28 protein-coding genes are annotated in these 22,491 nt (G+C 74.2%); 16 read left to right on the top strand and 12 right to left on the bottom strand.

Going from position 1 to position 22,491, the window contains the following annotated elements:
- The first annotated feature begins 21 nt into the window (after window positions 1-21).
- Window positions 22-213, top strand: a complete 192-nt coding sequence (locus ACI793_RS11545) for a hypothetical protein (RefSeq protein WP_456606512.1) — start codon at window positions 22-24, stop codon at window positions 211-213.
- Window positions 214-249: 36 nt separating this feature from the next.
- On the opposite strand, the gene ACI793_RS11550 is transcribed toward ACI793_RS11545, so the two are convergent.
- Window positions 250-1,446 carry an NAD(P)-dependent malic enzyme gene (locus ACI793_RS11550; protein WP_456606513.1) on the bottom strand — a complete coding sequence of 399 codons (1,197 nt, stop codon included), beginning with the start codon at window positions 1,444-1,446 and terminating at the stop codon, window positions 250-252.
- Window positions 1,447-1,499: 53 nt separating this feature from the next.
- On the opposite strand from ACI793_RS11550, the gene ACI793_RS11555 reads away from it, so the two are divergent.
- Window positions 1,500-2,102 carry a dTDP-4-dehydrorhamnose 3,5-epimerase family protein gene (locus ACI793_RS11555; RefSeq protein ID WP_456606514.1) on the top strand — a complete coding sequence of 201 codons (603 nt, stop codon included), beginning with the start codon at window positions 1,500-1,502 and terminating at the stop codon, window positions 2,100-2,102.
- A gap of 1 nt (window position 2,103) precedes the next feature.
- Here the strand turns inward: ACI793_RS11555 and ACI793_RS11560 are convergent, their stop codons facing one another.
- Window positions 2,104-2,475 (bottom strand): S26 family signal peptidase, encoded by a 372-nt coding sequence (locus ACI793_RS11560; RefSeq protein ID WP_456606515.1) that lies wholly within the window; start codon window positions 2,473-2,475, stop codon window positions 2,104-2,106.
- 50 nt (window positions 2,476-2,525) lie between these two features.
- Between ACI793_RS11560 and sodN the strand changes: the two genes are divergently transcribed.
- From sodN to ACI793_RS11590, 6 genes are all read left to right on the top strand, one after another.
- Complete coding sequence (sodN, locus tag ACI793_RS11565) at window positions 2,526-2,927, top strand: superoxide dismutase, Ni (protein WP_456606516.1); 402 nt, start codon at window positions 2,526-2,528, stop codon at window positions 2,925-2,927.
- A 105-nt stretch (window positions 2,928-3,032) separates the two neighbouring features.
- Window positions 3,033-4,298, top strand: a complete 1,266-nt coding sequence (locus ACI793_RS11570; protein ID WP_456606517.1) for a PP2C family protein-serine/threonine phosphatase — start codon at window positions 3,033-3,035, stop codon at window positions 4,296-4,298.
- A gap of 31 nt (window positions 4,299-4,329) precedes the next feature.
- A complete protein-coding gene (locus ACI793_RS11575; protein ID WP_456606518.1) occupies window positions 4,330-5,007 on the top strand; it encodes a phosphatidylserine decarboxylase in 678 nt (225 codons plus the stop codon).
- Between the two features lie 8 nt (window positions 5,008-5,015).
- Window positions 5,016-5,813, top strand: coding sequence for a CDP-diacylglycerol--serine O-phosphatidyltransferase (gene pssA, locus ACI793_RS11580; RefSeq protein WP_456606519.1), 798 nt, complete (start codon window positions 5,016-5,018; stop codon window positions 5,811-5,813).
- Between the two features lie 73 nt (window positions 5,814-5,886).
- On the top strand, window positions 5,887-6,372 hold the full coding sequence (locus ACI793_RS11585; RefSeq protein ID WP_456606520.1) for an N-acetyltransferase family protein: 486 nt from the start codon (window positions 5,887-5,889) through the stop codon (window positions 6,370-6,372).
- Window positions 6,373-6,411: 39 nt separating this feature from the next.
- On the top strand, window positions 6,412-7,194 hold the full coding sequence (locus ACI793_RS11590) for an HAD-IIA family hydrolase (RefSeq protein WP_456606521.1): 783 nt from the start codon (window positions 6,412-6,414) through the stop codon (window positions 7,192-7,194).
- 6 nt (window positions 7,195-7,200) lie between these two features.
- On the opposite strand, the gene ACI793_RS11595 is transcribed toward ACI793_RS11590, so the two are convergent.
- Window positions 7,201-7,665, bottom strand: a complete 465-nt coding sequence (locus ACI793_RS11595; protein ID WP_456606522.1) for a hypothetical protein — start codon at window positions 7,663-7,665, stop codon at window positions 7,201-7,203.
- Between the two features lie 92 nt (window positions 7,666-7,757).
- Between ACI793_RS11595 and ACI793_RS11600 the strand changes: the two genes are divergently transcribed.
- Together ACI793_RS11600 and ACI793_RS11605 are read left to right on the top strand one after the other, a co-directional pair.
- Complete coding sequence (locus ACI793_RS11600; protein WP_456606523.1) at window positions 7,758-8,780, top strand: diacylglycerol/lipid kinase family protein; 1,023 nt, start codon at window positions 7,758-7,760, stop codon at window positions 8,778-8,780.
- A gap of 301 nt (window positions 8,781-9,081) precedes the next feature.
- On the top strand, window positions 9,082-9,333 hold the full coding sequence (locus ACI793_RS11605) for a WhiB family transcriptional regulator (RefSeq protein ID WP_091980873.1): 252 nt from the start codon (window positions 9,082-9,084) through the stop codon (window positions 9,331-9,333).
- Between the two features lie 99 nt (window positions 9,334-9,432).
- Here the strand turns inward: ACI793_RS11605 and ACI793_RS11610 are convergent, their stop codons facing one another.
- The gene (locus ACI793_RS11610; RefSeq protein ID WP_456606524.1) at window positions 9,433-10,914 is read right to left on the bottom strand and encodes a sensor histidine kinase; all 1,482 of its coding nucleotides are present in this window, start codon (window positions 10,912-10,914) and stop codon (window positions 9,433-9,435) included.
- A 44-nt stretch (window positions 10,915-10,958) separates the two neighbouring features.
- Between ACI793_RS11610 and ACI793_RS11615 the strand changes: the two genes are divergently transcribed.
- Entirely contained in the window at window positions 10,959-11,465 is a 507-nt protein-coding gene (locus tag ACI793_RS11615; RefSeq protein ID WP_456606525.1) for a GNAT family N-acetyltransferase, read from the top strand.
- Window positions 11,466-11,484: 19 nt separating this feature from the next.
- Here ACI793_RS11615 and ACI793_RS11620 read toward each other — a convergent pair whose 3' ends face one another.
- Both ACI793_RS11620 and ACI793_RS11625 read right to left on the bottom strand, forming a co-directional pair.
- A complete protein-coding gene (locus ACI793_RS11620; protein ID WP_456606526.1) occupies window positions 11,485-11,706 on the bottom strand; it encodes a biotin/lipoyl-binding carrier protein in 222 nt (73 codons plus the stop codon).
- Between the two features lie 69 nt (window positions 11,707-11,775).
- Complete coding sequence (locus ACI793_RS11625; protein WP_456606527.1) at window positions 11,776-12,831, bottom strand: biotin carboxylase N-terminal domain-containing protein; 1,056 nt, start codon at window positions 12,829-12,831, stop codon at window positions 11,776-11,778.
- A 168-nt stretch (window positions 12,832-12,999) separates the two neighbouring features.
- Here ACI793_RS11625 and ACI793_RS11630 point away from each other — a divergent pair, with 168 nt between their 5' ends.
- The gene (locus ACI793_RS11630; protein ID WP_014742531.1) at window positions 13,000-13,074 is read left to right on the top strand and encodes a 50S ribosomal protein bL37; all 75 of its coding nucleotides are present in this window, start codon (window positions 13,000-13,002) and stop codon (window positions 13,072-13,074) included.
- 84 nt (window positions 13,075-13,158) lie between these two features.
- Here the strand turns inward: ACI793_RS11630 and rsrA are convergent, their stop codons facing one another.
- Both rsrA and ACI793_RS11640 read right to left on the bottom strand, forming a co-directional pair.
- Complete coding sequence (rsrA, locus tag ACI793_RS11635) at window positions 13,159-13,488, bottom strand: mycothiol system anti-sigma-R factor (protein ID WP_456606528.1); 330 nt, start codon at window positions 13,486-13,488, stop codon at window positions 13,159-13,161.
- The gene (locus tag ACI793_RS11640; RefSeq protein ID WP_456606529.1) at window positions 13,488-14,180 is read right to left on the bottom strand and encodes a sigma-70 family RNA polymerase sigma factor; all 693 of its coding nucleotides are present in this window, start codon (window positions 14,178-14,180) and stop codon (window positions 13,488-13,490) included. Before ACI793_RS11640 ends, rsrA begins: the two co-directional genes overlap by 1 nt.
- A gap of 193 nt (window positions 14,181-14,373) precedes the next feature.
- Between ACI793_RS11640 and ybaK the strand changes: the two genes are divergently transcribed.
- A complete protein-coding gene (gene ybaK / locus ACI793_RS11645; protein ID WP_456606530.1) occupies window positions 14,374-14,844 on the top strand; it encodes a Cys-tRNA(Pro) deacylase in 471 nt (156 codons plus the stop codon).
- Between the two features lie 9 nt (window positions 14,845-14,853).
- Here the strand turns inward: ybaK and ACI793_RS11650 are convergent, their stop codons facing one another.
- Window positions 14,854-16,398: a fused MFS/spermidine synthase gene (locus ACI793_RS11650; protein ID WP_456606531.1), complete on the bottom strand. Its 1,545-nt coding sequence runs from the start codon at window positions 16,396-16,398 to the stop codon at window positions 14,854-14,856.
- Between the two features lies 1 nt (window position 16,399).
- Complete coding sequence (locus ACI793_RS11655) at window positions 16,400-17,146, bottom strand: SOS response-associated peptidase (protein WP_456606532.1); 747 nt, start codon at window positions 17,144-17,146, stop codon at window positions 16,400-16,402.
- Window positions 17,147-17,279: 133 nt separating this feature from the next.
- Here ACI793_RS11655 and ACI793_RS11660 point away from each other — a divergent pair, with 133 nt between their 5' ends.
- The 3 genes from ACI793_RS11660 to rsgA are packed head-to-tail and all read left to right on the top strand — an operon-like array spanning window position 17,280 to window position 21,070.
- Window positions 17,280-18,731, top strand: a complete 1,452-nt coding sequence (locus ACI793_RS11660) for an NAD-dependent succinate-semialdehyde dehydrogenase (RefSeq protein WP_456606533.1) — start codon at window positions 17,280-17,282, stop codon at window positions 18,729-18,731.
- 42 nt (window positions 18,732-18,773) lie between these two features.
- Window positions 18,774-20,054, top strand: a complete 1,281-nt coding sequence (gene aroA / locus ACI793_RS11665) for a 3-phosphoshikimate 1-carboxyvinyltransferase (RefSeq protein ID WP_456606534.1) — start codon at window positions 18,774-18,776, stop codon at window positions 20,052-20,054.
- A 26-nt stretch (window positions 20,055-20,080) separates the two neighbouring features.
- On the top strand, window positions 20,081-21,070 hold the full coding sequence (gene rsgA, locus ACI793_RS11670) for a ribosome small subunit-dependent GTPase A (protein WP_456606535.1): 990 nt from the start codon (window positions 20,081-20,083) through the stop codon (window positions 21,068-21,070).
- On the opposite strand, the gene ACI793_RS11675 is transcribed toward rsgA, so the two are convergent.
- A complete protein-coding gene (locus ACI793_RS11675) occupies window positions 21,064-21,813 on the bottom strand; it encodes a hypothetical protein (RefSeq protein ID WP_456606536.1) in 750 nt (249 codons plus the stop codon). The genes rsgA and ACI793_RS11675 overlap by 7 nt on opposite strands.
- Window positions 21,814-21,913: 100 nt before the next feature.
- Window positions 21,914-22,450: a DUF2087 domain-containing protein gene (locus ACI793_RS11680; protein ID WP_456606537.1), complete on the bottom strand. Its 537-nt coding sequence runs from the start codon at window positions 22,448-22,450 to the stop codon at window positions 21,914-21,916.
- Between the last annotated feature and the right edge of the window lie 41 nt (window positions 22,451-22,491).

Genomic DNA, 22,491 nt, shown 5'->3' on the forward strand with positions numbered 1-22,491 from the left:
CACGACACCGAGGAGAGCGACATGGAACTACTGCTGTGGGCGGCCGGCGCCGCCGTGCTGCTGCTGGTCCTCGGACTGCTCGCCGGCCGTCGTCAGCGGCGGAACCGGCCCGGGGCGCCGCACCAGCCACCCTCCTCGGGCACCGCCGCCAACGAGTCACCCGTCACCCGCGCGTGGACGTTCGGTGGCGGCTCGCCCGGCAGCGGCTGGTGAGTCGCCGTCCCACGGAGGGCCACCCGACCGCGGACGTCAGACCGTGACGTGCTGCTCCCGGGCACAGGCGGCGACGGCGTCGGCGACAGCGGCGGCCACCCGCCGGTCCAGCGGGCTCGGCACGATGTAGTCCGGATGCAGGTCGTCCCCGACGACGCCGGCGATCGCCTCGGCGGCCGCCAGCTTCATCTCCTCGGTGATGCTCGTGGCCCCGGCGTCGATGGCGCCGCGGAACACACCCGGGAAGGCAAGGACGTTGTTGATCTGGTTGGCCAGGTCGCTGCGTCCGGTGGCGACGACGGCGGCGTGCCGGGCCGCCATCTGCGGGTCCACCTCGGGGATGGGGTTGGCCAGCGAGAAGACGATGCAGTCCTCGGCCATGGCCGCGATCGACGACTCCGGCACCGTGCCGCCCGAGAGCCCCAGGTAGACGTCCGCGCCGGCGAGGGCGTCGGCCATCGTCCCGGCGTGACCGGACGGGTTGGTGTTGTCGACCAGCCACTGCTTGCTCGAGGAGAGGTCGCCACGGCCGGCGTGCAGCAGCCCGCGCGAGTCGGCCACCGCGAGCTCCCCGACGCCCGCCTCCAGCAGGATCTTCGTGCACGCCACCCCGGCCGCACCGGCGCCGGAGACCACCACCCGCAGGTCCGCGAGGGTCCGGCCGGTCACCCGGGCGGCGTTGCGCAGCGCGGCGAGCACGACGATCGCCGTCCCGTGCTGGTCGTCGTGCATGACCGGGATGGACAGCCGCTCGCGCAGCCGCGCCTCGATCTCGAAGCAGCGGGGCGCGCTGATGTCCTCGAGGTTGATGCCCCCGAAGGACGGGGCGATCGCCGCGACCGTGTCCACGATCTCGTCCACGTCCGTCGTCGCCAGCACGATCGGCACGGCGTCGAGACCGGCGAACTCGGAGAACAGGCACGCCTTGCCCTCCATCACCGGCAGGGCCGCGGCCGGCCCGATGTCGCCCAGGCCGAGGACGGCCGTGCCGTCGGAGACGACGGCCACCACCCGCGGGGCCCAGGTGAACCGGCGCGCCAGGGCCGGCTCGGCCGCGATGGCGCTGGACACCCGCGCGACGCCGGGGGTGTAGGTGAGCGACAGGTCGGCGATCGACTCGATCCGGCGCGTGGGTACCACCGAGAGCTTCCCGCCCTCGTGCACCGCGAACGCCGGATCGTCGGCGAAGCGGTCGGTCTGGTCCTCGTCCTGCGCGCGCCGAATCCCGCTCATGGATGCAAGAGCGTAACCGGGGCCGTGGGCGCTCCTGCCGCTACCGTGCCCCCGTGGAGATCCGCGAACTGGCCGTGCCCGACAGCTACGTCGTCGACCTCGTGCCGCACGGCGACACGCGGGGCCGTTTCACGGAGTGGTACCGCGCCGACGTGCTGTCCCAGTCAGTGGGACACCCGTTGACCCTCGCCCAGGCCAACCACAGCGTCTCCGCGCGCGGCGCCCTCCGTGGCGTGCACTTCGCCCTGGTCCCTCCGGGTCAGGCCAAGTACGTCTACTGCCCGGTCGGCCGGGTGCTCGACGTCGTCGTCGACGTGCGGGTCGGCTCGCCCACCTTCGGCGTGCACGACAGCGTGCTGCTGGACAGCGAGCAGCCGCGGGCCGTGTACCTCGCCGAGGGGCTGGGCCACGCGTTCGTCTCGCTGGCCGAGGCCAGCTCGGTCACCTACCTGGTCTCCAGCGGCTACGACCCCGCCCGCGAGTTCGGTGTCCACCCGCTGGACCCGGCGCTGGACCTGCCCTGGCCGGCCGACGTCGAGCTCGAGCTGTCCGCCAAGGACCGCGAGGCGCCCACGCTGGCCGAGGCGCAGGAGCGGGGGCTGCTGCCCACCTATGCGGAGAGCGTCGCCCGGTACGCCCAGCTGCGCGGCCGCTGACTCACCCGGCGGCCGGCGCGGGCGGGAGCGGCCCCGGTCGCGGCCACAGCCTGCCGACGACGCGGCCCACCACGACGGCGGGCCCGAACGCCCGGCTGTCGTCGGCGACGAAGGGGTTGTCGCCGTGCACCCAGTGCCCGCCCGGGACGGCCCGGCGCACCCGCTTCACGACGAGCAGCTCCGGCCGGGCGGGGAATCGGGCGAGCACGACGTCGCCGTCCCGCACCGACGCCGCGTCGCGGACCCGGCGGACCAGCAGCCGGTCCCCCGACGCCACCGTGGGCGACATGGAGGGCCCGCGCACCCGGGCGAGCGCCCACGCGCTGCCCAAGGGCGGTATCCGCTGGTCACCCGCACTGTCGACGTCGCCCACCGCGGGTAGGGTCGCAGATGCACCTGTCCACGACTTACGGAGGCACCTCCATGCGTCTCACCCGACTGTTCTCCGCCGTGGAGGCCACCGCGCACTGCGACCTCCCCTGCGGCGTGTACGACCCCGCTCAGGCCCGCATCGAGGCGGAGTCCGTCAAGGCCATCCAGGAGAAGTTCCAGGGCAGCGACGACGAGGTCTTCAAGATGCGCTGCGTGCTCATCAAGGAGCAGCGCGCCGACCTGGTCAAGCACCACCTGTGGGTGCTCTGGACCGACTACTTCAAGCCCCCGCACTTCGAGAAGTACCCGCACCTGCACGAGCTGTTCAACAAGGCCACCAAGCAGGCCGGCGCCGCCGGCGGCAAGGGCAGCATGGACCCCGCCGAGGGCCAGAAGCTGCTCGACTACATCGCCGAGATCGACAAGATCTTCTGGGAGACCAAGGCAGCCTGACCTCAGGCCTGCTCCCGACTGCCGGGTCGCCCCTCGTGGGTGGCCCGGCAGTCGGCTGTCGTCCTCCCCCCTCGGCGCGGTCGCGCGTGCGCCTAGGGTCTGCCCATGCGCGGCTCGGAGGACTACGTGATCGACGTCGGCGCACTCCTGGAGAAGGTGGAGGCCGCGGCCCCGATCGACGCCGTGGACGCCGTCGCCGCAGCGCTCGGCGAGATGGTCCACGCCCGGACGGTGAGTTTGCTCATCGCCGACTTCAGCGGCCGGGCCGTCGTCCGGCTGACGTCGACCGACCCGGTCACCGGCGCCCGCAGCCACGGCATCGAGCAGGCCGAGACGCTGCCGTTGCCCGGCACGCGGTACGAGCAGGTGCTGCGCACCCAGCGTCCCGCCGTCGAGGCACTGCAGGACGGCGCGCGGGTACTCGTCCCGGTCACCGACCGCGGCGACGCCATCGGGCTGCTGGAGCTGGAGCTCCCCCGGTACCCCACCGATGGCGAGATCGCCGACATCAGCAGCGCCGCGCACGCCCTGGCCTACGTGGTGATCGCCGCCCGCCGGCACACCGACGTGTTCGAGTGGGGACAGCGCTCCACGCCCTTCGCCCTCGCCGCGGAGATCCAGCGCCGGCTGCTGCCGGCGTCCTACACCTGCGAGGCCGGGCAGTTCACCCTCGCCGGCTGGCTGGAGCCGGCCAGCTCCGTCGGCGGCGACACCTTCGACTACTCCCTCGACCGCGACTGCCTGCAGATCTCGATCACCGACGCCGTCGGCCACCAGGTGGAGGCCGCGCTCCTGGCGACGCTGCTGGTGGGCAGCCTGCGCAACGGGCGCCGCCGGGGCATGGGCCTGGCCGAGCAGGCCGCCTACGCCAACGACTCCCTGGCCGAGAACGCCGCCGTCGGCCAGTTCGTCACCGGCCAGCTGCTGCGCGTCGAGCTGCACTCGGCCACCGCGCACATCGTCAACGCCGGCCACACCCTCCCGCTGCGCCTGCGCGACGGGAAGGTCGAGGAGATCGCGCTCCAGGTCGAGGCACCGTTCGGCGTCCTCCCCGGCAAGACCTTCGAGGTGCAGCCGTTCCCGCTGGAACCGGGCGACCGGATCGTCTTCCTCACCGACGGCATGCTGGAGCGCGACGCCGCCGCCCTCGACGTCGCCGCGGCCTTGGCCGACAGCGCCGACCTGCACCCGCGCGAGGTGGTCCACGAGCTCGGCGCCGCGGTGCTGCGGGCGACCGGGAACGACCTGCGCGACGACGCCACCATGGTCTGCCTCGACTGGTACGGCGGTCCGCCCCGGGAGCGCACCACCGAGCACGGCGCCGACCCGGAACGGGCCTCCGCTCCGGGCACCACCGCACGCCCGGCCTGATCCGAGGCCCGGCCGGTACGGTTCAGTCACGATGCGCATCGACCGGGCCGGGTGGCCTTTCCTCACCGGACCCCTGGTTCCGGCTGCCGTGCTGTCCGTCGCCGGCCGGGTGACCGGACGCCGCGGCCTGGGCCGGGCCGGCTGGCCTCTCCTGGCGCTGTCGGCCTACATGGCCCTCTTCTTCCGCGATCCCGACCGGCGCTGCGACCGGATCGCGCCCGACCCCGACGAGGTCGTCTCCCCCGCCGACGGCGTCGTCATGGTCGCCGGCGAGCCGCAGGAGGGCGTGGCCCCCGATGGCGACTGGCAGCAGGTGAGCGTCTTCCTGTCCGTCGTCGACGTGCACGTGAACCGGTCCCCGTACCGCGGTGAGGTCGTCGAGAGCTCGTACCGCCCGGGCAGCTTCCTGGCCGCCTACCGGCGGGAGTCGGCCCACCGCAACGAGCGCAGCGAGCTGTGGCTCCGGAACTCCGACGGCCCCGCCACCCGCACCGTCGTCTTCCGGCAGATCGTCGGCGTCCTGGCCCGCCGGATCGTGACCCGCACCGGCGTCGGCCAGCGCCTCGAGACCGGCGAACGGATGGGCCTGATGAAGTTCGGCTCCCGGATGGACGTCTTCGTGCCGCTCGAGTGCGAGCTCACCGTGACGAAGGGACAGCGCGTGCGGGGCGGCGAGACCGTCATCGCCCGCTGGCCCGCGACCCGCTGAGGCCCCCGGTGCCCACGCGCCGCACGGCCACCGTCGAGTTCGTCCGGGGCTCCGTCCGCGGCTCCCGACGGCGCGCGCTGGCGACCCTGCCCAGCCTGTTCACGCTGGCCAACATGGGGTGCGGCTTCGGCGCGATCCTGGTGTCGATCCGCGGCGAGCACGGGCTGGCCGCGATACTCATCGGGCTGTCGGTGCTCTTCGACATCGTCGACGGCGCCGTGGCCCGCAAGGTCGGCGCCGTGACCCCCTTCGGGCTGCAGTTCGACTCCCTCGCCGACCTCGTCTCCTTCGGGCTCGCGCCCTCGCTCGTGGCCTTCACCCTCTTCTCCGAGGGCCGCGACGAATGGGACGTGCTGGGCTGGGTGGCCTGCTTCCTGTGGGTGGCGTGCGCCGCCATCCGGCTCGCCCGCTTCAACGTCACCATCGACCCGACCGCCGACAAGCGGTACTTCACCGGCATGCCCAGCCCCGGCGCGGCCGGCGTGGTGCTGGCGTCGGTGTTCGCGTTCGGCGACCAGATGCAGGGCCGCGACCGGCTGTGGGTGCTGCTCGTCATGGCGGTCCCGGCGCTGCTGATGGTGAGCAACGTCCGCTACCGCTCGTTCCGCTCGCTGGTCAGCCCGCGCAGCGGCAAGCCCTACGGCCCGGTGGCCGTGGCCGCGGTGCTCGTCGTCGCCGTCGCGGTGGCGCCGGTCGTCACCGCCATCGTGCTGGCCTACGGCTACCTGTTCGCGCCGGTGCTCGTGCCGGTGCTGACCCCGCTGGCGCGCTTCGTGCCGTCCTCGGTCAAGGAGGCGCTCTCGTGACCGAGCTCGCGAGGTCACGCGAGGACAGAGCAGCGGCGCGCACGGGAACGACGAGCGCCAGCGAGGAGGGCACGTGAGCGTGCGGCCGATCCGTCCGGACGACGTCCCGGCGGTGGTGGGTCTGGTGCGGGAGCTGGCCGACTACGAGCGCGCCCTGTCCGAGGTGCGTCTCACCGAGGAGCAGCTCTCCGCGTGCCTGTTCGGCGACTCCCCCGCCCTGTTCGGCCACGTCGCCACCGACGCGGACGGGCACGTCGTGGGCGTGGCGCTGTGGTTCCTCAACTTCTCCACCTGGCGGGGCACCCACGGCATCTACCTGGAGGACCTCTACGTGCAGCCCGGGCACCGCGGGCGGGGGCTGGGCCGGGAACTGCTCCGGACGCTGGCCGCGGTCTGCGTGGAGCGGGGCTACTCGCGGCTGGAGTGGTCGGTGCTGGACTGGAACACCCCGTCGATCGACTTCTACCGCGCCGCGGGCGCCGTCCCGATGGACGAGTGGACCGTCTTCCGGCTCACCGACGACGCACTCGCCACCTTCGCCGACGCCCGCCGGCGGTAGGGCCGGTCCCGGTCGCCTCCGGGCACTAGCGTGGCCGCCGTGACCACCGAGCGCCTCCCGGCGGAGTGCTGGCTGACCGACATGGACGGCGTCCTCGTGCACGAGGAGAAGGCACTCCCCGGAGCGGCCGAGTTCCTCGAGCGGCTGGTCGACCGCGGCCGCCGCTTCCTCGTGCTCACCAACAACTCGATCTTCACCCCCCGCGACCTGGCCGCGCGGCTGGCCCGCACCGGGCTCCACGTGCCGGAGGAGTCGCTCTGGACCTCCGCGCTGGCCACCGCCGACTTCCTGCACACCCAGCTCCCGGGTGGCTCCGCCTACGTGATCGGCGAGGCCGGCCTGACCACCGCGCTGCACGAGGTCGGGTACGTCATGACCGACACCGACCCGGACTACGTGGTGCTCGGCGAGACCCGCACCTACTCCTTCGAGGCCATCACCCGCGCGATCCGCCTGGTCGGCCGCGGTGCCCGGTTCATCGCCACCAACCCGGACGTGACCGGCCCCTCGCCGGAGGGCCCGCTGCCGGCCACCGGTTCGGTCGCGGCGATGATCACCCGCGCGACGGGCGCCGAGCCCTACTTCGTGGGCAAGCCCAACCCGATGATGTTCCGCAGCGCGATGAACCGGATCGAGGCGCACTCGGAGTCCACGATGATGGTGGGCGACCGCATGGACACCGACGTCGTCGCCGGCATCGAAGCCGGGCTGGACACGATCCTCGTGCTCTCCGGCTCCACCGCAGCGGCCGACGTGGCCCGGTTCCCGTTCCGCCCCGGACGGATCCTCGACTCGATCGCCGACGTCATCGACCTCGTCTGAGGCTCCTCAGCGGTCCAGGTAGGCGAGCCGCGCCTCGGGGGTCAGCAGCAGGTAGAGCACGGCCGCGGACACGGCCAGGAGCGGGACGCCGATCTCAGGACGACCGGCCTGGAAGGCCGCGACGAAGCCGGACGCGGCGACGAGGATCTGCAGGGCGATCACCGGTCCCCTCGCCCAGCCCGCGAGGCGGCGCAGCCCGGCCGCGGCCGCCCCCAGCAGCCCCGCCACCAGCCCGGCGAGGACGACCTCGGCCAGGGCACGGGACACGCTCTCGGGGTCCCCGGTGAGGGTCAGCCACAGCAGCACCGCGGCCAGTGCGACCAGGCAGGCCGATTCCACGGCGACGAGGACGGCGGCCTGGCGCACCGCCGAGGGCGCCTCGGGGCGCGGCTGCCGCGGCCGCGGCTCGGGTGCGGCGCTGACCGCGCCGAAGAGGCGGTCGGCCAGCCGGCGCGGCGTCTGCTCGGGCACGACGGCGAGATTACGCGGGTCCCGCCCCGGCCGGCGTCACCGTCGGGCGCACCTCCCACGCCCGGGAACGGCGCGCCGTTAGCCTGGACTCCATGCGCGCGCTCGTGGTGGTCAACCCGGCGGCGACCAGCACCACCGCCAAGATGCGCGACGTCCTCGTCGGCGCCCTGGCCAGCGAACTGAAGGTCGACGTCGCCGAGACCGCGCACCGCGGGCACGGTCGGGAACTGGGCGCCTGCGCCGCTGCCGACGGGCTGGACCTGGTGGTCACGCTCGGGGGCGACGGCACCGTCAACGAGGTGGTCAACGGGCTGCTGGGGAAGGGCCCCCGCCCCGATCTGCCCATGCTCGCCGTCGTGCCCGGGGGTTCGACCAACGTGTTCTCCCGCGCGCTCGGCCGGTCGCGGGACCCGGTCGAGGCCACCGCCGAGATCCTCGCCTCCATCCGGGCCGGCCGGACCCGGACGGTGTCGCTGGGCACGGCGAGCGCCGCGGGCACCAGCACGGCCCCGCTCGCCGGTGGGGACCCGGACGCCGCGGCCCGCGCCGCCGAGGTCGACGCGGCGCAGCAGCCGGAGTGGACGACGCCCCGCTGGTTCGTCTTCGCCGCCGGCCTCGGGTTCGACGCCGAGGTCATCGCGCGGGTGGAGGCGCAGCGGTCCCGGGGTCGCCGCTCCACCGGGGCGCTGTACGTCCGGGAGGCGACCAACGCCTTCCTCCTGGGCCGCGAGCGGCGCCGGCCGGCCATGACCCTGCAGGTCCCCGGTGAGGCCCCGGTCGAGGACCTGTTCCTCTGCCTGATCTCCAACGTCAGCCCGTGGACCTACCTGGGCGCGCGGCCGGTCAACCCCTCGCCCGAGGCCTCGTTCGACACCGGTCTCGACGTCTTCGCCCTGGGCCGCACCAACCCCGTCGGCATGCTGCGCACCCTGCGCCAGGCACTGTCCCCCCGGCCGCAGCTCCGGGGCCGCGGCCTGCACCGGCGGCACGACCTGCCGGAGCTGTCGCTGACCGCGGGCCGGCCGCAGGGCTGGCAGGTCGACGGCGACCACCTCGGCACGGCGACGGCGCTGCGCCTGCGCTCCGTGCCGGACGCCCTGCGCGTCGTCTCCTGACGCCGGCCACGCAGGTATCGGCGGCGAGCGCAAGCAGCCTCGCCCTGCCGAGTGGCGGGCCTAGCACGGCCGTGGTGAGCTTGCTCACGCGGGGGTCCGCGTCGAGCTGGTTTCGCTTGACAGGCGACGGTCGCGTGAAAGCATCGCATCCAGAACGCAACCTGCCGGTAACAAGGCAGGCAGTCGCTGCCGACAAGGCGCTGGGACTTCCGGTGTCCGCCCGGCCGCGTCGGTCCGGCATGCCGGACCGGGTTCAGCGACTGACGTAGCAGCCGTAGACGACACCGAGGAGAACACAGCCATGGACTGGCGCCACCGCGCGCTCTGCCGGGACGAAGACCCCGAGCTGTTCTTCCCGATCGGGACAGCCGGCCCCGCAGTCGTCCAGATCGACCAGGCCAAGGCCGTGTGCCAGCGCTGTCCCGTGGTGCAGTCGTGCCTGGACTGGGCCCTCAGCTCGGGTCAGGACTCCGGCGTCTGGGGCGGGTTGTCCGAGGACGAGCGGCGCGCCCTCAAGCGTCGCCAGGCCCGCACCCGGGTCCGCACCGCCTGACCGGGGAGCACTCCGGGCCGCACGGCGGCCCGACCGATCGCCACGAGGCCGGTCCGGGATCTTCCCGGACCGGCCTCGGCGTTCGTCCGGGCGGTTCGGCTAACGGCGCGGGAGCCCGGCGCCCGGGAGGGTGAGCACGACCTCGGTGCCGCGCTCCCCCGGTGGCAGCCCCATGTCCAGGGTGCCGCCCAGTTCGCTCACCACGAGCGTCCGCACGATCTGCAACCCCAGGCCCTGACCGGCAGCGGGGTCGAACTCCTCCGGCAGCCCCTGGCCGTCGTCGCGGACCCGCACGACCAGGTCGTCACCGGTCCGCTCGGCAACCAGTTCGATGACCCCGGGCTCGCCCTCGGGAAAGGCGTGCTCGGCGGCGTTGTGCAGCAGTTCGGTGACGGCGAGGACGAGGGGCGTCGCCGCGGCCGCCGGCAGCTCGCCGAACGAGCCGGTGCGCCGGGTGCGCGCGGCCGGGCCCACGGACGTGAGGTCCCCCAGCATCGGCATCACCTGGTCGAGCACCTGGTCGACGTCGACGACGTCCTCCCGGCTGCCGGCCAGCGTCTCGTGGACCACCGCGATGGAGGCGACCCGGCGCACCGACTCCTCCAGGGCGGCACGCGCGGCCGGCTCGGTCATGCGCCGGGCCTGCAGCCGCAGCAGCGCAGCGACGGTCTGCAGGTTGTTCTTCACGCGGTGGTGGATCTCGCGGATCGTCGCGTCCTTGCTCAGCAGCGCCCGATCGCGGCGGCGCACGTCGGTGACGTCCCGGACCAGCACGAGCGCGCCGGGCTCGCCGCCGGGAGCGCGCAGGGGCAGGGCCCGCACGAACATCGTGGCGGCGGCGGCCTCGACGTCCATCGGGTCGGGGAACCGCCCCGCGACGGCGGCCGCGATGCCGGCGCCGGCCTCCTCCCCGGCCACGCGCTCGCGCGCCGCCGCACGGGTCACCTCGGCCAGGTCGCAGCCGACGACGTCGCCGGCCACGCCGATCCGCCGATAGGCCGACAGGGCGTTCGGGCTGGCGTAGACGGCGCGGCCCTGGCGGTCGAGCCGGAGCAGCCCGTCGCCCACCCGCGGGGTCATCTCGGCGTCCTGCAGCTTCTCCGGCGGGAAGGTCCCCGCCGAGACCATGAGGCAGAGATCGGCGGCGATGTCGAGGTAGGTCAGCTCCAGCGTGGACGGGGCGCGGGTCACCGCCAGGTTGGTGTCCCGGGCGAGCACTGCCACGACCACGCCGTCGTGGCGGACCGGGATCACCTCGCGGCGGCGGGGCGGGGCCCCGGACCGGTCGGGGGTGCCGTCGGTCACGGGGCGCCCCTCGCGGTAGGCCGCCTGGAAGGGCTGGGCGCCGGCACCCGCGACCTCGACGCCGACCAGGTCCTCGGGGCGGCTGGTCGGGGCGGTGAGCGGGCGCACCTGGGCGACGCACCACCAGGCCCCCTCGGCCAACGGCACCCACAGCGTCAGGTCGGCGAAGGAGAGGTCGGCCAGCAGCTGCCAGTCGGCGACCAGGCGGCGGCAGTGGTCGACCTGGGCGGGTTCGGAGGCCGATCCACGGGTGAGGCGCTCGGAGAGGCTGTTCATGGTGCGACCGAGCCTAGAGATCCCGGGTGCCTAGGCTGCTCCACGTGGTCGACGTCCCCGCCCCGCCCGCCGTCCGCATCGAGCGCGCCACCGCCGCGGATCACGCGGCCATCGCCGAGCTGACCGTCTCCGTCTACGTCGGCGGCGGGCTGGCCGGCCCCGACTACGGCGTGGAGCTGGCCGACGTGGCGCGACGGGCCGGGCTGGCCGAGCTGCTCGTCGTCCGCGACCAGGCCGACCGGCTGGTCGGCAGCGTGGCCCTCGTCCTCGACGGCGACTTCGGCGAGGTCACGGAGTCCGCCGACGAGGCCGCCGTCCGCATGCTGGTCGTCGACCCGGCTGCGCAGGGGCAGGGCATCGGGGCGTTCCTGATGACCGAGTGCCTGCGACGTGCCCGCGCAGCCGGCAAGCGGCGCATGGTGCTGTCCACCAGCACGGCGATGACCGCGGCGCACCGGCTCTACGAGCGGCTGGGCTTCACGCGGCTACCCGAGCGCGACTGGTCACCGGTCCCCGGCATCGACCTGCTCGTCTACACCCTCGACCTCTGACGCGAGCGCCCGGGCGCGCCTAGCTCGCGACGGTCGCGATGAGGTCGCCCTCCTGGAGCACCTCGCCCTCGACGACGTGCAGCGCCTGGACGACGCCGGACAGCTCGGTGAGGACGGGGATCTCCATCTTCATCGACTCGAGGATGACCAGGGTGTCCCCGGCGGCGACCTCCGCGCCGGGCGTCACCAGCACCTTCCACACGCTGGAGACCATCTCGGCGTGGATCTCCTCGACCGCCACCGGACCTCCTTCGCGCACCGCCGCGCCGAGATCACGGCGCCTGCCGTCATCCTGGCACGGCGCCCGGGCTCAGGCGCCCGGCACGGCATCGGCGTCGGCGTCGGCGAGCCGTCGCAGCACGCCGCAGACCTCCGGGCCGTCGTGCGGCACCCCGACCTCGGGCAGCCCGGACAGCACCTCGCTCGCGGCGCGCGCGGCCGAGGCGGTGTCGGGGGCGCCGGCGCTGACCATGGCCAGCAGCGCGTCGTACCAGCCGTCCAGCCGATCGCCCGGCTCGTACCCACCCACGGCGACCAGGTCGACGTCCGGACCGGGTCGCGGCTGGGGGCGCCCCGTGCCGGGCAGCCGACCGGTGATCCGCCCCGCCTCCCCCGGCGGGAGGGTGGCGCGCAGCTGCACGGCCACGGCCGGGCGCCACGGCGCAGAGGTGGGGTCGTGGGCCTCGCCGCGCGGCGGCGCCGCGCTGTGCAGGGCCAGTTCCACGGCATCCACGCCGTGTGCGCGCTCGAGGACGGCGATGTCCAGGGAGAAGCCGGCGGCCACCTCGGCCAGTTCGCCGTCGGGCGCGATGCCCACCGTCACCAGGCCGCGCCAGCCCACTTCGGCGAGCCGGCCGGCAGCGGCGGGCACCGGCGCCGGGACGTCGGGGGTCCAGGAGACCCGCGCGATGCCGGCGGCACGGTCGCGCACGACGGGCGTGAGGAAGCGCAGCCCGTCGTCGGTCACCCAGGCCAGCAGCCCGCGCTCGCTGGCCGGCTCGGCGCCGTCGCCCCCGAGCCGCTCCAGCACGTCCGGGTCCGGGCCGACCCACAGCAGGCCGGCCTCGCGGACGGCGGCGGCCAGCCGGACGTTGCCGGCCAGCGCGGGCGGGACGGGCAGCACCGCGGAGACGCCGCTGCGGCGCGCGGCCTCGACGATGCGGTCGACGGCCAGGTAGGACTCCGCGGCGGGAGCCGCGCCGAGCAGGACGGCCTCGTCGGCCATCCGCACGTGCCGCGCCGAGCGCTCGGTCTCGGAGTGCACGGCCACGGCCTTGACACCGAGCCGCCCGCACGAGGCGATCACGCCGCAGGCGGCGGGCCCTCGCCCGGCCACCAGCACGCTCTGGATCCCCACCTGTGCCACGGCTCCTCCTGCGTTCCCCCGCCGGGCGCATGCCCGCCGCTGCCCCGTGAGAGGCTGGCGCTGTCAGCTTGGCTGGTCCGGCGCCGCCGCGCACGATACGTGCGCCGTCGTCCGGGTCCGCGAACCACCGGGTCACGGCGGCCCACCGGCAGAGAGAGGAGGGCAGCGATGTCCAAGCGTGGACGCAAGCGTCGCGCTCGCAAGAAGAGCGGCGCCAACCACGGCAAGCGCCCCAACGCTTGAGCACATGCTCTCGTCGAGGGCTGCGAACGCACGAAGGCCCCGTCCCCGCTGCTGCGGGAACGGGGCCTTCGCCGTCCTGCCGGCTCAGTCGCCGGAGCGCTCGACGGTGATCCGCTCGACGGTGACCTGCGTGCCGTCCTCCTCGAAGGAGACGCTGGTCAGCTGCATCTTGATCCGCTCGCGCAGCGACGGCGGCGGCACGTCCCCGCCGCACCGGCGCCGGACCAGCGCCTTGAACTCCTGCTCGATGCCGAACTCGCGCAGGCACGAGGAACAGTCCTCGAGGTGCTCGGCGATCACGCCCCGACGTGCGTCGCTGGTCTCGTGGTCGAGGAACTCGAACACGTGGGTCAGCACGTCGTCGCAGGAGTTGATCTCGATCGGCTCGTCACGCTGAGGGGCGTCGTCGGCCATCAGGAGCTCGCCTCCTCACCGGCTCCGGCGCGGACGAAACCGCGCTCGCGGGCGTAGTCGGCCAGCAGCTTCTGCAGCCCGCGGCGTCCGCGGTGCAGCCGGGACATCACCGTGCCGATGGGCGTGCCCATGATCTCGGCGATCTCCTTGTAGGCGAAGCCCTCGACGTCGGCGAGGTACACCGCCAGCCGGAAGTCCTCGGGCAGCTGCTGCAGGGCCTCCTTGATGTCGGAGTCCGGCAGGTGGTCCAGCGCCTCGATCTCGGCCGAGCGCAGCCCGCTGGAGCTGTGCTCCTCGGCGGCGTAGAGCTGCCAGTCCTGGATCTCGTCGGTGGGGTACTGCTGCGGCTGCCGCTGCTTCTTGCGGTAGCTGTTGATGTAGGTGTTCGTCAGGATCCGGTACAGCCACGCCTTGAGGTTGGTGCCCTCGGCGAACTGGTGGAAGGCCGAGTACGCCTTGACGAACGTCTCCTGGACCAGGTCCTCGGCGTCGGCCGGGTTGCGGGTCATCCGCAGTGCGGCCGGGTAGAGCTGGTCGAGGTAGGGCAGGGCGTCGCGCTCGAAGCGGGCATCCCGCTCGGCACGGGTCTCGGCGACCTCCGTGCGGCTACCGCCCTCGCGTGCCTCGGGAACCTCCACCGGGGCACCGACGGGCGTCTGACCAGGGTCGTCGATCGTGGGCTCCTCGGGCACCGACCGTCCTCTCTGGGCACCCCTGATCCGGGGCGCCACGTCGATCGATCCTAGCCGCGCGGCATCCGGACGGCCTGGGGGCCGCCGGCGCGCGACCCGCGGGCGGGTGCTGGAGACGGTGCTGCTCACGGCCGGTGCAACCGGACGGGGCGCACGCCGATTCCCGCCGCGCCGGCCGCCCTAGGCTCCGTGCATGGCAGCGACCCCCGCGATCCGGGCACTGGAGCAGGCGTCCGTGCCGCACACACTGCGCCCCTACGACCCCGGCTCCGCAGGCGCCGGTTACGGCGAGGCCGCCGCGGCCGCGCTCGGTGCCGACCCCCGGCGGTTGCTCAAGACGCTGGTCACGCGGGTGGACGGGGCGATGACCGTGGCCGTCGTACCGGTCAGCGGCGAACTCGACCTCAAGGCGCTGGCCGCGGCCGCGGGAGGTCGCAAGGCGGTGATGGCCGAGGCCTCCGACGCCGAGCGGGCGACGGGCTACGTGCGGGGTGGGATCAGCCCGTTCGGCCAGCGCACGCGCCTGCCCACCGTCGTCGACGAGTCGGCGTTGGACTTCCCCACGGTGCTGGTCAGCGCCGGCCGGCGCGGGCTGCAGGTGGAGCTCCCGCCCGACGAGCTGATCCGGCTCACCGGCGCCCGGACCGCGGCCCTCGCGCGCTGACGCACCCCGTCAGGGTCGGCCGTACGGGGTGAGCAGCTGGTCGACCGGGGCGTGGTCGTCGGTGAGCACCGGGGCGTCGCCGACGAAGGCGTCCAGGTCCGCGTCCTCGGCGACGCGCCAGGCGAGGTCGTGGTCGAGCAGGGCGGCGGCGATCCCCTCGGTGTCCAGCGGCCGCTGGGAGGCGACCGCGATGACGTTGCCGCCGTCCTCACCCGTGAGCACCGGCACCCGTGCCAGCAGCGCCACGTGGTCGAACACCTCGCGCAGGGTGGCGAGCTCCGCCCGCACGAAGTCCAGCGGCGGGTGGTCGATGAGGTTGACGGCGTAGATGCCTTCGGTGGTCAGCGAGCGGTCGACCAGCTGCAGGGCCTCCCGGGTGGTGAGCTGCCACGGGACGGAGAGACCACCGAAGGCGTCCCCGACGACGAGGTCCCGCTCCCCCGCCGGCTCCTCGGCCAGGCCCACCCGGCCGTCGGCCACGTCGACACGCAGCGCGTCGGAGGTCTCCAGGCCCAGCTGCTCCCGGTCGATGGCCACCACACCGGGATCCACCTCGACCACCCGGCTCGCGGTGCCGGGCCGCACCTCCGCCAGGTAGCGCGGCAGCGTCAGCCCGCCGCCCCCGATGTGCAGGGCGGAGACCGGCTCCCCCGCCGGGAAGGAGGCGTCGGTGACGGCGGCGATGGCCCGCACGTACTCGAACTCGAGGTGCGTGGGGTCCTCGAGGTCGACGTAGGAGTGCCGGAGCGTGTCCAGCATCAGCACCCGGCCGGAGTCCCGTTCGGGGTCGGCGACGACCCGTGCGCAGTGGTAGGCGGTCTCCTCCTCGCACGGGGTCGGCGCGACCGCGGCCAGGAGCGCACCGACGACCGCGAGGAGCACCAGCGCCACGGGCACCCGCCCCTGGCCGCCCGCGGAGCCCCGGCGCAGCAGCACGCCCAGGGCCAGGCCCGCCGCAACCGTGACCACGCCGGTGCCCACCAGGATCACGCTGCTCGGGAGGACGGCGATGAGCAGGAACCCGGTGACGAAGGTGGCCGCGATCGCGCCCAGCGTGCCGATCCCGGACAGCCGGCCGACCACCGCGCCGGTCTCCCCCAGGTTCGACAGCTGCAGCTTGACCACCATCGGCGGCACGGCCGAGAGCAGCGCGGCCGGCACCACGACGGCGACCGCGGCCAGCAGCAGCACCGCGCCCGCGTCCGCTCCGGTCACGACGGAGCCCGCGAAGCGCACGAGCGGGAGGACGGCGATGACCAGCGCGCCGCCGGCCACCATCAGCGGGGCGATCAGCCTGCGGGGATCGATGCGGTCCGCGACGGCGCCGCCCGTCCACGCCCCGAGCGCGATGGCGGCGAGGGCGAACCCGATGACGGCGGTGCTGGTCTGCAGCGTGACACCGACGTAGGGCGCGATGAGCCGCAGCCCCACGATCTCCATGACCAGGACGGCCCCGGAGCTGAGGAAGGTGACGGTGGCGGCGACCCAGCCCGGCAGCGGGACCGCGGCCGGAGGCGCCGCGGGGAGCTCGCCGGTCGCGGCGGTGGCACCCACGTCAGAACAGCGCCGGCTGGTCGGCCGGTTCCGCGACGGTCTCGGCCCGCTCGGTGAGCTGCCGGCCGTTGTTGGCCACGTTGTTCACCGCGGTGCTCACCGGCCGGAGTTCGAGGGTCTCCACGAGCTCCGGCGGGGTCGGCCCGGCGAGCTCCTCGACGTCCTCGCGGGCGGGGTCCAGCCACGCCGCCCACCGGTCCCGCGGCAGGACCAGCGGCATGCGGTCGTGGATCTCCTGCAGCGCGCCGGTGGCGGGGGACGTGACGACGGTGCAGGTGTAGAGGCGGTCCTCGCCCCGGCCCCACACCTCCCAGAGCCCCGCGAGCGCGAGGACCGAGCCGTCCTGCGGGGTGATGAAGTACGGCTGCTTGCCCGGGCTGTCCAGCCGCTTGGCCCACTCGTACCACCCGTCGGCCGGTACCAGGCAGCGCCGGGTGCGCGCCGCGGTGCGGAAGGCGGGCTTCTCGGTCAGCGACTCGACGCGGGCGTTGATCATCCGGTTGCCGATGGCGGCGTCCTTGGCCCACGAGGGCACCAGCCCCCAGCGGACCGGCCGCAGCTCCCGGTGCCCGCCCCCGGTCAGCGCGCCCTCCGCGTCGCGCTCCTTCTTCCAGCGCACCACGTGCACGTCCTTGGTCGGCGCGACGTTGAAGTCGGCCGGCACCGGCGGCTGTCCCCCCGCCGGCACGGCCTCGAACTCCAGCGCCAGGTCCTCGGGCTTGCGGCTGGCGGCGTAGCGACCGCACATGGGGGCCTCCTGGGCAGGGACGGCTGACCGTTCGCACTCTAGGTGCGTGCGCTGACACCCGGCCGCCCGTGACAGCCGGGCACTCGTGGGGTAGGCCTAGGCGGAACAGCCCACCAGAGACGAGGATCACCGCGTGACCGCTACGCAGAACGCCCCCACGACCGCCAGCGACAGCGCCGAACGGCGCTACGCGACCGTCAACCCGTTCACCGGGGAGACGGAGAAGGAGTTCCCGTTCACCGAGACGTCGGAGATCGACGGCATCATCGGGCAGGCGCACAACGCCTACCTGGAGTGGCGTGACCGCTCCGTCGAGGAGCGCGCGGCCGTGGTCCAGAAGGCCGCCGAGCTGCTCGACGAGCGGATCATGGACTACGCCGCCCTCATCACCACGGAGATGGGCAAGCGTCGCGACGAGGCCGTCGGCGAGCTCTTCCTCTGCTCGATGATCCTGAAGTACTACGCCGGCAACGGCCCGAAGTTCCTCGAGCCCACGTCCATCGAGCCGATGATGGGCGGCGGCGAGGCGGTCATCGAGACCAAGCCGGTCGGCGCCCTGCTGGCCATCGAGCCGTGGAACTTCCCCTTCTACCAGGTGGTCCGCGTCGCCGGCCCGAACCTGGTGCTCGGGAACACCGTCATCCTCAAGCACTCGGAGATCACGCCGCAGTGCGCCGTGGCCATCGAGCAGCTGTTCGCCGACGCCGGCGCCCCGGCAGGCGTGCTCATCAACACCTTCCTGCGCATCGCCGACGTCGAGCAGGTCATCGCCGACCCCCGCATCCAGGGCGTCACCCTGACCGGCAGCGAGCGGGCCGGCTCGTCCGTCGCCGCGCTCGCCGGCAAGCACCTCAAGAAGTCGGTGCTGGAGCTGGGTGGCAGCGACCCGTTCATCGTCCTGGACGGCGAGAACATGGAGGCCACCGTCAAGGCGGCCACCGCCGGCCGCATGGGCAACACGGGGCAGGCCTGCACGGCGTCCAAGCGGCTGATCGTGACCGAGGACGTCTTCGAGCCGTTCGTCCAGGGCCTCAAGCAGGCGTTCGGCACCTTCGCCCCCGGCGACCCGTCCGACCCGGCGACGTCGCTGGCACCGCTGTCGAGCGAGAAGGCGGCGCAGGACCTGCAGGCCCAGATCCAGGACGCCATCGACAAGGGCGCCACCGTGGTCGCCGGCGGCAAGCGTCCCGACCACGCGGGCGCCTTCGTGGAGGCGACCATCCTGACCGACGTCACGCCGGAGATGCGGGCCTACCGCGAGGAGCTGTTCGGCCCCGCGGCCGTCGTCTACAAGGTCAAGGACGCCGCCGAGGCGGTCGCCCTGGCCAACGACAGCGACTTCGGTCTGGGCGCCACGGTCATGGGCAGCGACGTGGACCAGGCGAAGTCGGTGGCCGAGCAGCTCGAGGCGGGCATGGTCTGGATCAACCAGCCGACCGGCTCCTCGCCCGAGCTGCCCTTCGGTGGCATCAAGCGGTCGGGCTACGGCCGCGAGCTCTCCGAGCTGGCCATGTTCGAGTTCGCCAACCGGCGGCTGCTGCGCACGGTCCCGGTCAAGAAGACCGAGAAGCCGCAGGCCGGCTGAGCGGGTGCACGCAGGTGCGGCGTGGACGGGCAGACTGATCACGTGAGTGACGTCTGGTCCGCGCCGCACCACCCCGCCCCGGTCGACGCCGTCGTGTCGCTGCCGGGGTCCAAGTCGATCACCGCCAGAGAGCTCGTCCTGGCCGCGATCGCCGATGGGCCCAGCCGTCTGGTCCGGCCGCTGCGCGCCCGCGACAGCGAGCTCATGGCCGCCGGGCTGCGCGCCCTGGGTACGGGGATCGCTGAGGACGGCGACGACTGGCTGGTGACGCCCGCGCCGCTCCGGGGGCCGGCCACGGTCGACGCCGGGCTCTCGGGCACGGTGCTGCGCTTCCTGCCCCCCGTCGCCGCCCTCGCCGTCGGCCCGGTGACGGTCGACGGTGACCCGCGACTGCGGGAGCGCCCCAATGCCGGCCTCCTGGGCGGACTGCGGGTCGCGGGTGTGCAGATCGACGACGGTGGGCGCGGCCGGGCCCCGTTCACCGTGCACGGCACCGGCCGGGTCCGCGGCGGCGCGGTCGAGGTCGATGCCAGCGCCTCGTCCCAGATCGTGTCGGGTCTGCTGCTCGGGGCGTCCCTGTTCGACGAGGGGATCGACCTCTCCCTGATCGGTGCCGTGCCGTCGATGCCCCACGTCGACATGACCGTTGCATCGCTGCGCGAGCACAGTGTCCAGGTCACCGCGACCGACCGGGGCTGGCAGGTCGTCCCCGGGCCGGTGACCGCCCGCGACGTCGTGGTCGAGCCGGACCTCTCCAACGCCGCACCCTTCCTCGCTGCCGCACTGGTCACCGGTGGACGGGTCACCGTGCGCGACTGGCCAGAAACGACCACCCAGGCCGGCGCCCAGCTGACCGGGCTGCTGGCGACGATGGGCGCCGAGGTGACCAGTACTGCCGAGGGTCTGCAGGCGACAGGCACGGGATCGATCCGGCCGCTGACCGCCGACCTCGGCGAGGTCACCGAACTCGTCCCGGTGCTGGCCGCACTGGCCGCACTGGCCGACGGCCCGTCCCGGTTCACGGGCATCACGCACATGCGCGGGCACGAGACCGACCGGTTGCAGGCGCTCGACGAGGTGCTGAGCGCCGTCGGGGCGCACGTCCGGCAGCTGCCCGACGGTCTGGAGATCGAGCCGGGCCCGCGCCGGCCGGCGCGCCTGGACTCCTACGCCGATCACCGCATGGTCATGGCGGCCGCCGTGCTCGGGCTGGCGATCGACGGCGTCGAGGTGGCCGACCCCGGGGCGGTCACCAAGACGCTGCCCGACTTCCGCGAGCGGTGGGCCGGGCTGCTCGGCGAGCCGGTCGGAGCGCCCCGCTGAGCGCCCACCAGCGCGACGCCCGGCGCATGGACGAGGACGACGTCCGCGTCCGGCCCGGGCGACGGGGCTCCCGCCCGCGCACCCGCATCCGGCCCGCTCACGACGACGCCGTCCCCGGGCTCGTGATCGCCGTCGACCGCGGCCGGATGACGGTGCGGGTGGAGGGGCCCGAGGGCCCGGTGGACGTGACGACCATGCGCGCCCGGGAGCTGGGCAAGCACGGCGTCGTCGTCGGCGACCGCGTCCGGGTGGTCGGCGACACCAGCGGCCGCACCGACAGCCTGGCGCGCATCGTCGCCATCCAGGAGCGCACGACGTCGCTGCGACGGACCGCCGACGACACCGACCCCACCGAGCGCGTGGTCGTGGCCAACGCCGACCTGCTGGTGATCGTCACGTCGGTCACCGATCCGGAACCGGCGCTGGGGTTCCTGGACCGCTGCCTGGTGGCGGCGTACGCCGGTGGCCTGGAACCGCTGCTGTGCCTGACCAAGACCGACCTCGCCTCCGCCCAGCCGCTGCTGGACCGGTACGCCGGCCTGCGCCTGGAGGCCGTGCCGATGTCCCGCGAGCTGCCGCTGGACGAGCTGCTGAGCCGCATCCGCGACCGGATGAGCGTCTTCGTCGGGCAGTCCGGGGTCGGCAAGTCGACCCTGGTCAACCGGCTCGTGCCCGACGCGCTGCGGGCCACCGGCGACGTGAGCAAGATCGGCAAGGGCCGGCACACGTCGTCGTCGGCGGTGCTCTTCGACCTGCCCGGTGGGGGCACGGTCATCGACACCCCGGGCATCCGGTCGTTCGGGCTGGCGCACGTGACCGCTGCCGACGTCCTCTCCGCGTTCGAGGAGATGGCCGAGGTGGCGGCCGACTGCCCGCCCGGCTGCGGGCACACCGCCGAGGACCCCGACTGCGCGCTGGACCCGTGGGCGGCGGCCGGGCCCCCGGAGCGCCAGGAGCAACTGGCCGCGCTCCGCGTGCTGCTCGGCGCGGTCGGTCAGGTCGGCCCCGGCTACTGACCGCCGGGCGCCGGCGACCAGCCCCACCGGCGCCGGAGCGGCGGCCGGCGGTCGACGAACAGCTCGTCGTCCATCGGCTCGTCGACCGCCTCGATGACGACGTCGTGGCCCTTGCCGGGGGTGAGCCCGCCGAGCTCCTCGGTCAGCACGCAGACCCCGGTCTGCACGTCCAGCCGCACCCGGTGCGCATCCGGGTAGGCGGCGAGGATGTGCTGCGGGTGGTCCCGGTACTCGTCCACGTCCACGTCCCTCGAGCGGAGCAGCGAGCAGCAGCCGCAGCGCGGCTGGTAGGCCGGCGTCGGCACCACGAGCGCCTCCCACGCCGGGCGGCCGGCGTGCTCGACCTCGGCGACCGACCCGAGGTCCACGCCGGGCGCCGGGACGTCGGTGTCGGGATCGGTCCCGTCGGCGAGCTCGGCCGGGTCCAGCATCGCCACCCAGTGGTAGTTCTGGTACATCGGGGCGTCGGTGCCGGAGGCCCACGGCGCGGGCCGGGACGCGACGAGCCCGTCGGGTCGCAGCACCGGCACCGCGCGATCGCCGTCCGGAGCGTCGCGCACCACCTGGAGCAGCGCGCCGTCCAGTTCCTCGACCCGCAGCCGGTCGGGCCGGCTCAGCCAGGCCCGCACCGCACCGGTCCCCCACCTGTCGCCGGACCAGGACACCGAGAAGCGCAGGGTCGTCCACCGCCACGGCGAGGACCGGGCGAGGGCGGCGAAGGAGTCGGCGGTCGGGGTGGGCACGCGCCGAGTGTGCGGGGACCGGCCCGGGGGCGTCGAGGCGATTCGGCGACAGGTCGACCTGTCGACCAGCGCCCGTGTCGACAGGTCGGTAGGGGTCCCCTCACACCTCGACGTAGCCGCCGCTGCGCCAGTAGACGCCCGCCTCGCGGGACAGGAGGCCCTCGTCGACGAGGTAGCGGCGCAGGGCCGCGACGTCGGGGTGCCAGACGGCCAGCAGCGCGTTGACCTCGCGCTCCGGATAGCGGACGCCGGGCTCGAAGACGCGGACCAGGTGGTCGAGCACCACCAGCCGCTTGGTCCGGTGCGCGGGGATCGACGTCAGCCGGCCGTCGCGGACGAACGCGGACAGGACGGCGTCCTCCGCGGGGTCCTCGGAGAGCGGTTCGGGCGGCGGCGCCGCCTCCGCGGCGGCACGCGCGGCGGCTCCGAACAGCTCGGCGCGCAGCGCGAGGGCGTGCCGGTCGCGGGTCACCAGGCCGGCGCGGGCCAGTCTCCGGGCAGCGAGCGCGACGTCCTTGAGCGGCAGCCCGGCGGCCTCGGCGACCTCCTCGAGGGTGCCGGCGCCCAGCGCCAGGGCGGCGACGACCTTCAGCCGCGCGGGGTCGGCCAGCAGCCCGGCGATCGTCGCTGCGTCCACGTCCCGAACGGTATCCAGGTGCCTGGCCACCCGGCGCGGTT

This window comes from Blastococcus sp. SYSU DS0617 (assembly GCF_054051075.1).

Bases quoted from the DNA above. Each gene is read 5' to 3' on its own strand.
- ACI793_RS11545 (WP_456606512.1), top strand. From the start codon at position 22: ATGGAACTACTGCTGTGGGCGGCCGGCGCCGCCGTGCTGCTGCTGGTC.
- ACI793_RS11550 (WP_456606513.1), bottom strand. From the start codon at position 1,446: ATGAGCGGGATTCGGCGCGCGCAGGACGAGGACCAGACCGACCGCTTC.
- sodN (WP_456606516.1), top strand. From the start codon at position 2,526: ATGCGTCTCACCCGACTGTTCTCCGCCGTGGAGGCCACCGCGCACTGC.
- ACI793_RS11570 (WP_456606517.1), top strand. From the start codon at position 3,033: ATGCGCGGCTCGGAGGACTACGTGATCGACGTCGGCGCACTCCTGGAG.
- ACI793_RS11575 (WP_456606518.1), top strand. From the start codon at position 4,330: ATGCGCATCGACCGGGCCGGGTGGCCTTTCCTCACCGGACCCCTGGTT.
- ACI793_RS11600 (WP_456606523.1), top strand. From the start codon at position 7,758: ATGCGCGCGCTCGTGGTGGTCAACCCGGCGGCGACCAGCACCACCGCC.
- ACI793_RS11605 (WP_091980873.1), top strand. From the start codon at position 9,082: ATGGACTGGCGCCACCGCGCGCTCTGCCGGGACGAAGACCCCGAGCTG.
- ACI793_RS11610 (WP_456606524.1), bottom strand. From the start codon at position 10,914: ATGAACAGCCTCTCCGAGCGCCTCACCCGTGGATCGGCCTCCGAACCC.
- rsrA (WP_456606528.1), bottom strand. From the start codon at position 13,488: ATGGCCGACGACGCCCCTCAGCGTGACGAGCCGATCGAGATCAACTCC.
- ybaK (WP_456606530.1), top strand. From the start codon at position 14,374: ATGGCAGCGACCCCCGCGATCCGGGCACTGGAGCAGGCGTCCGTGCCG.
- ACI793_RS11655 (WP_456606532.1), bottom strand. From the start codon at position 17,146: ATGTGCGGTCGCTACGCCGCCAGCCGCAAGCCCGAGGACCTGGCGCTG.
- rsgA (WP_456606535.1), top strand. From the start codon at position 20,081: ATGGACGAGGACGACGTCCGCGTCCGGCCCGGGCGACGGGGCTCCCGC.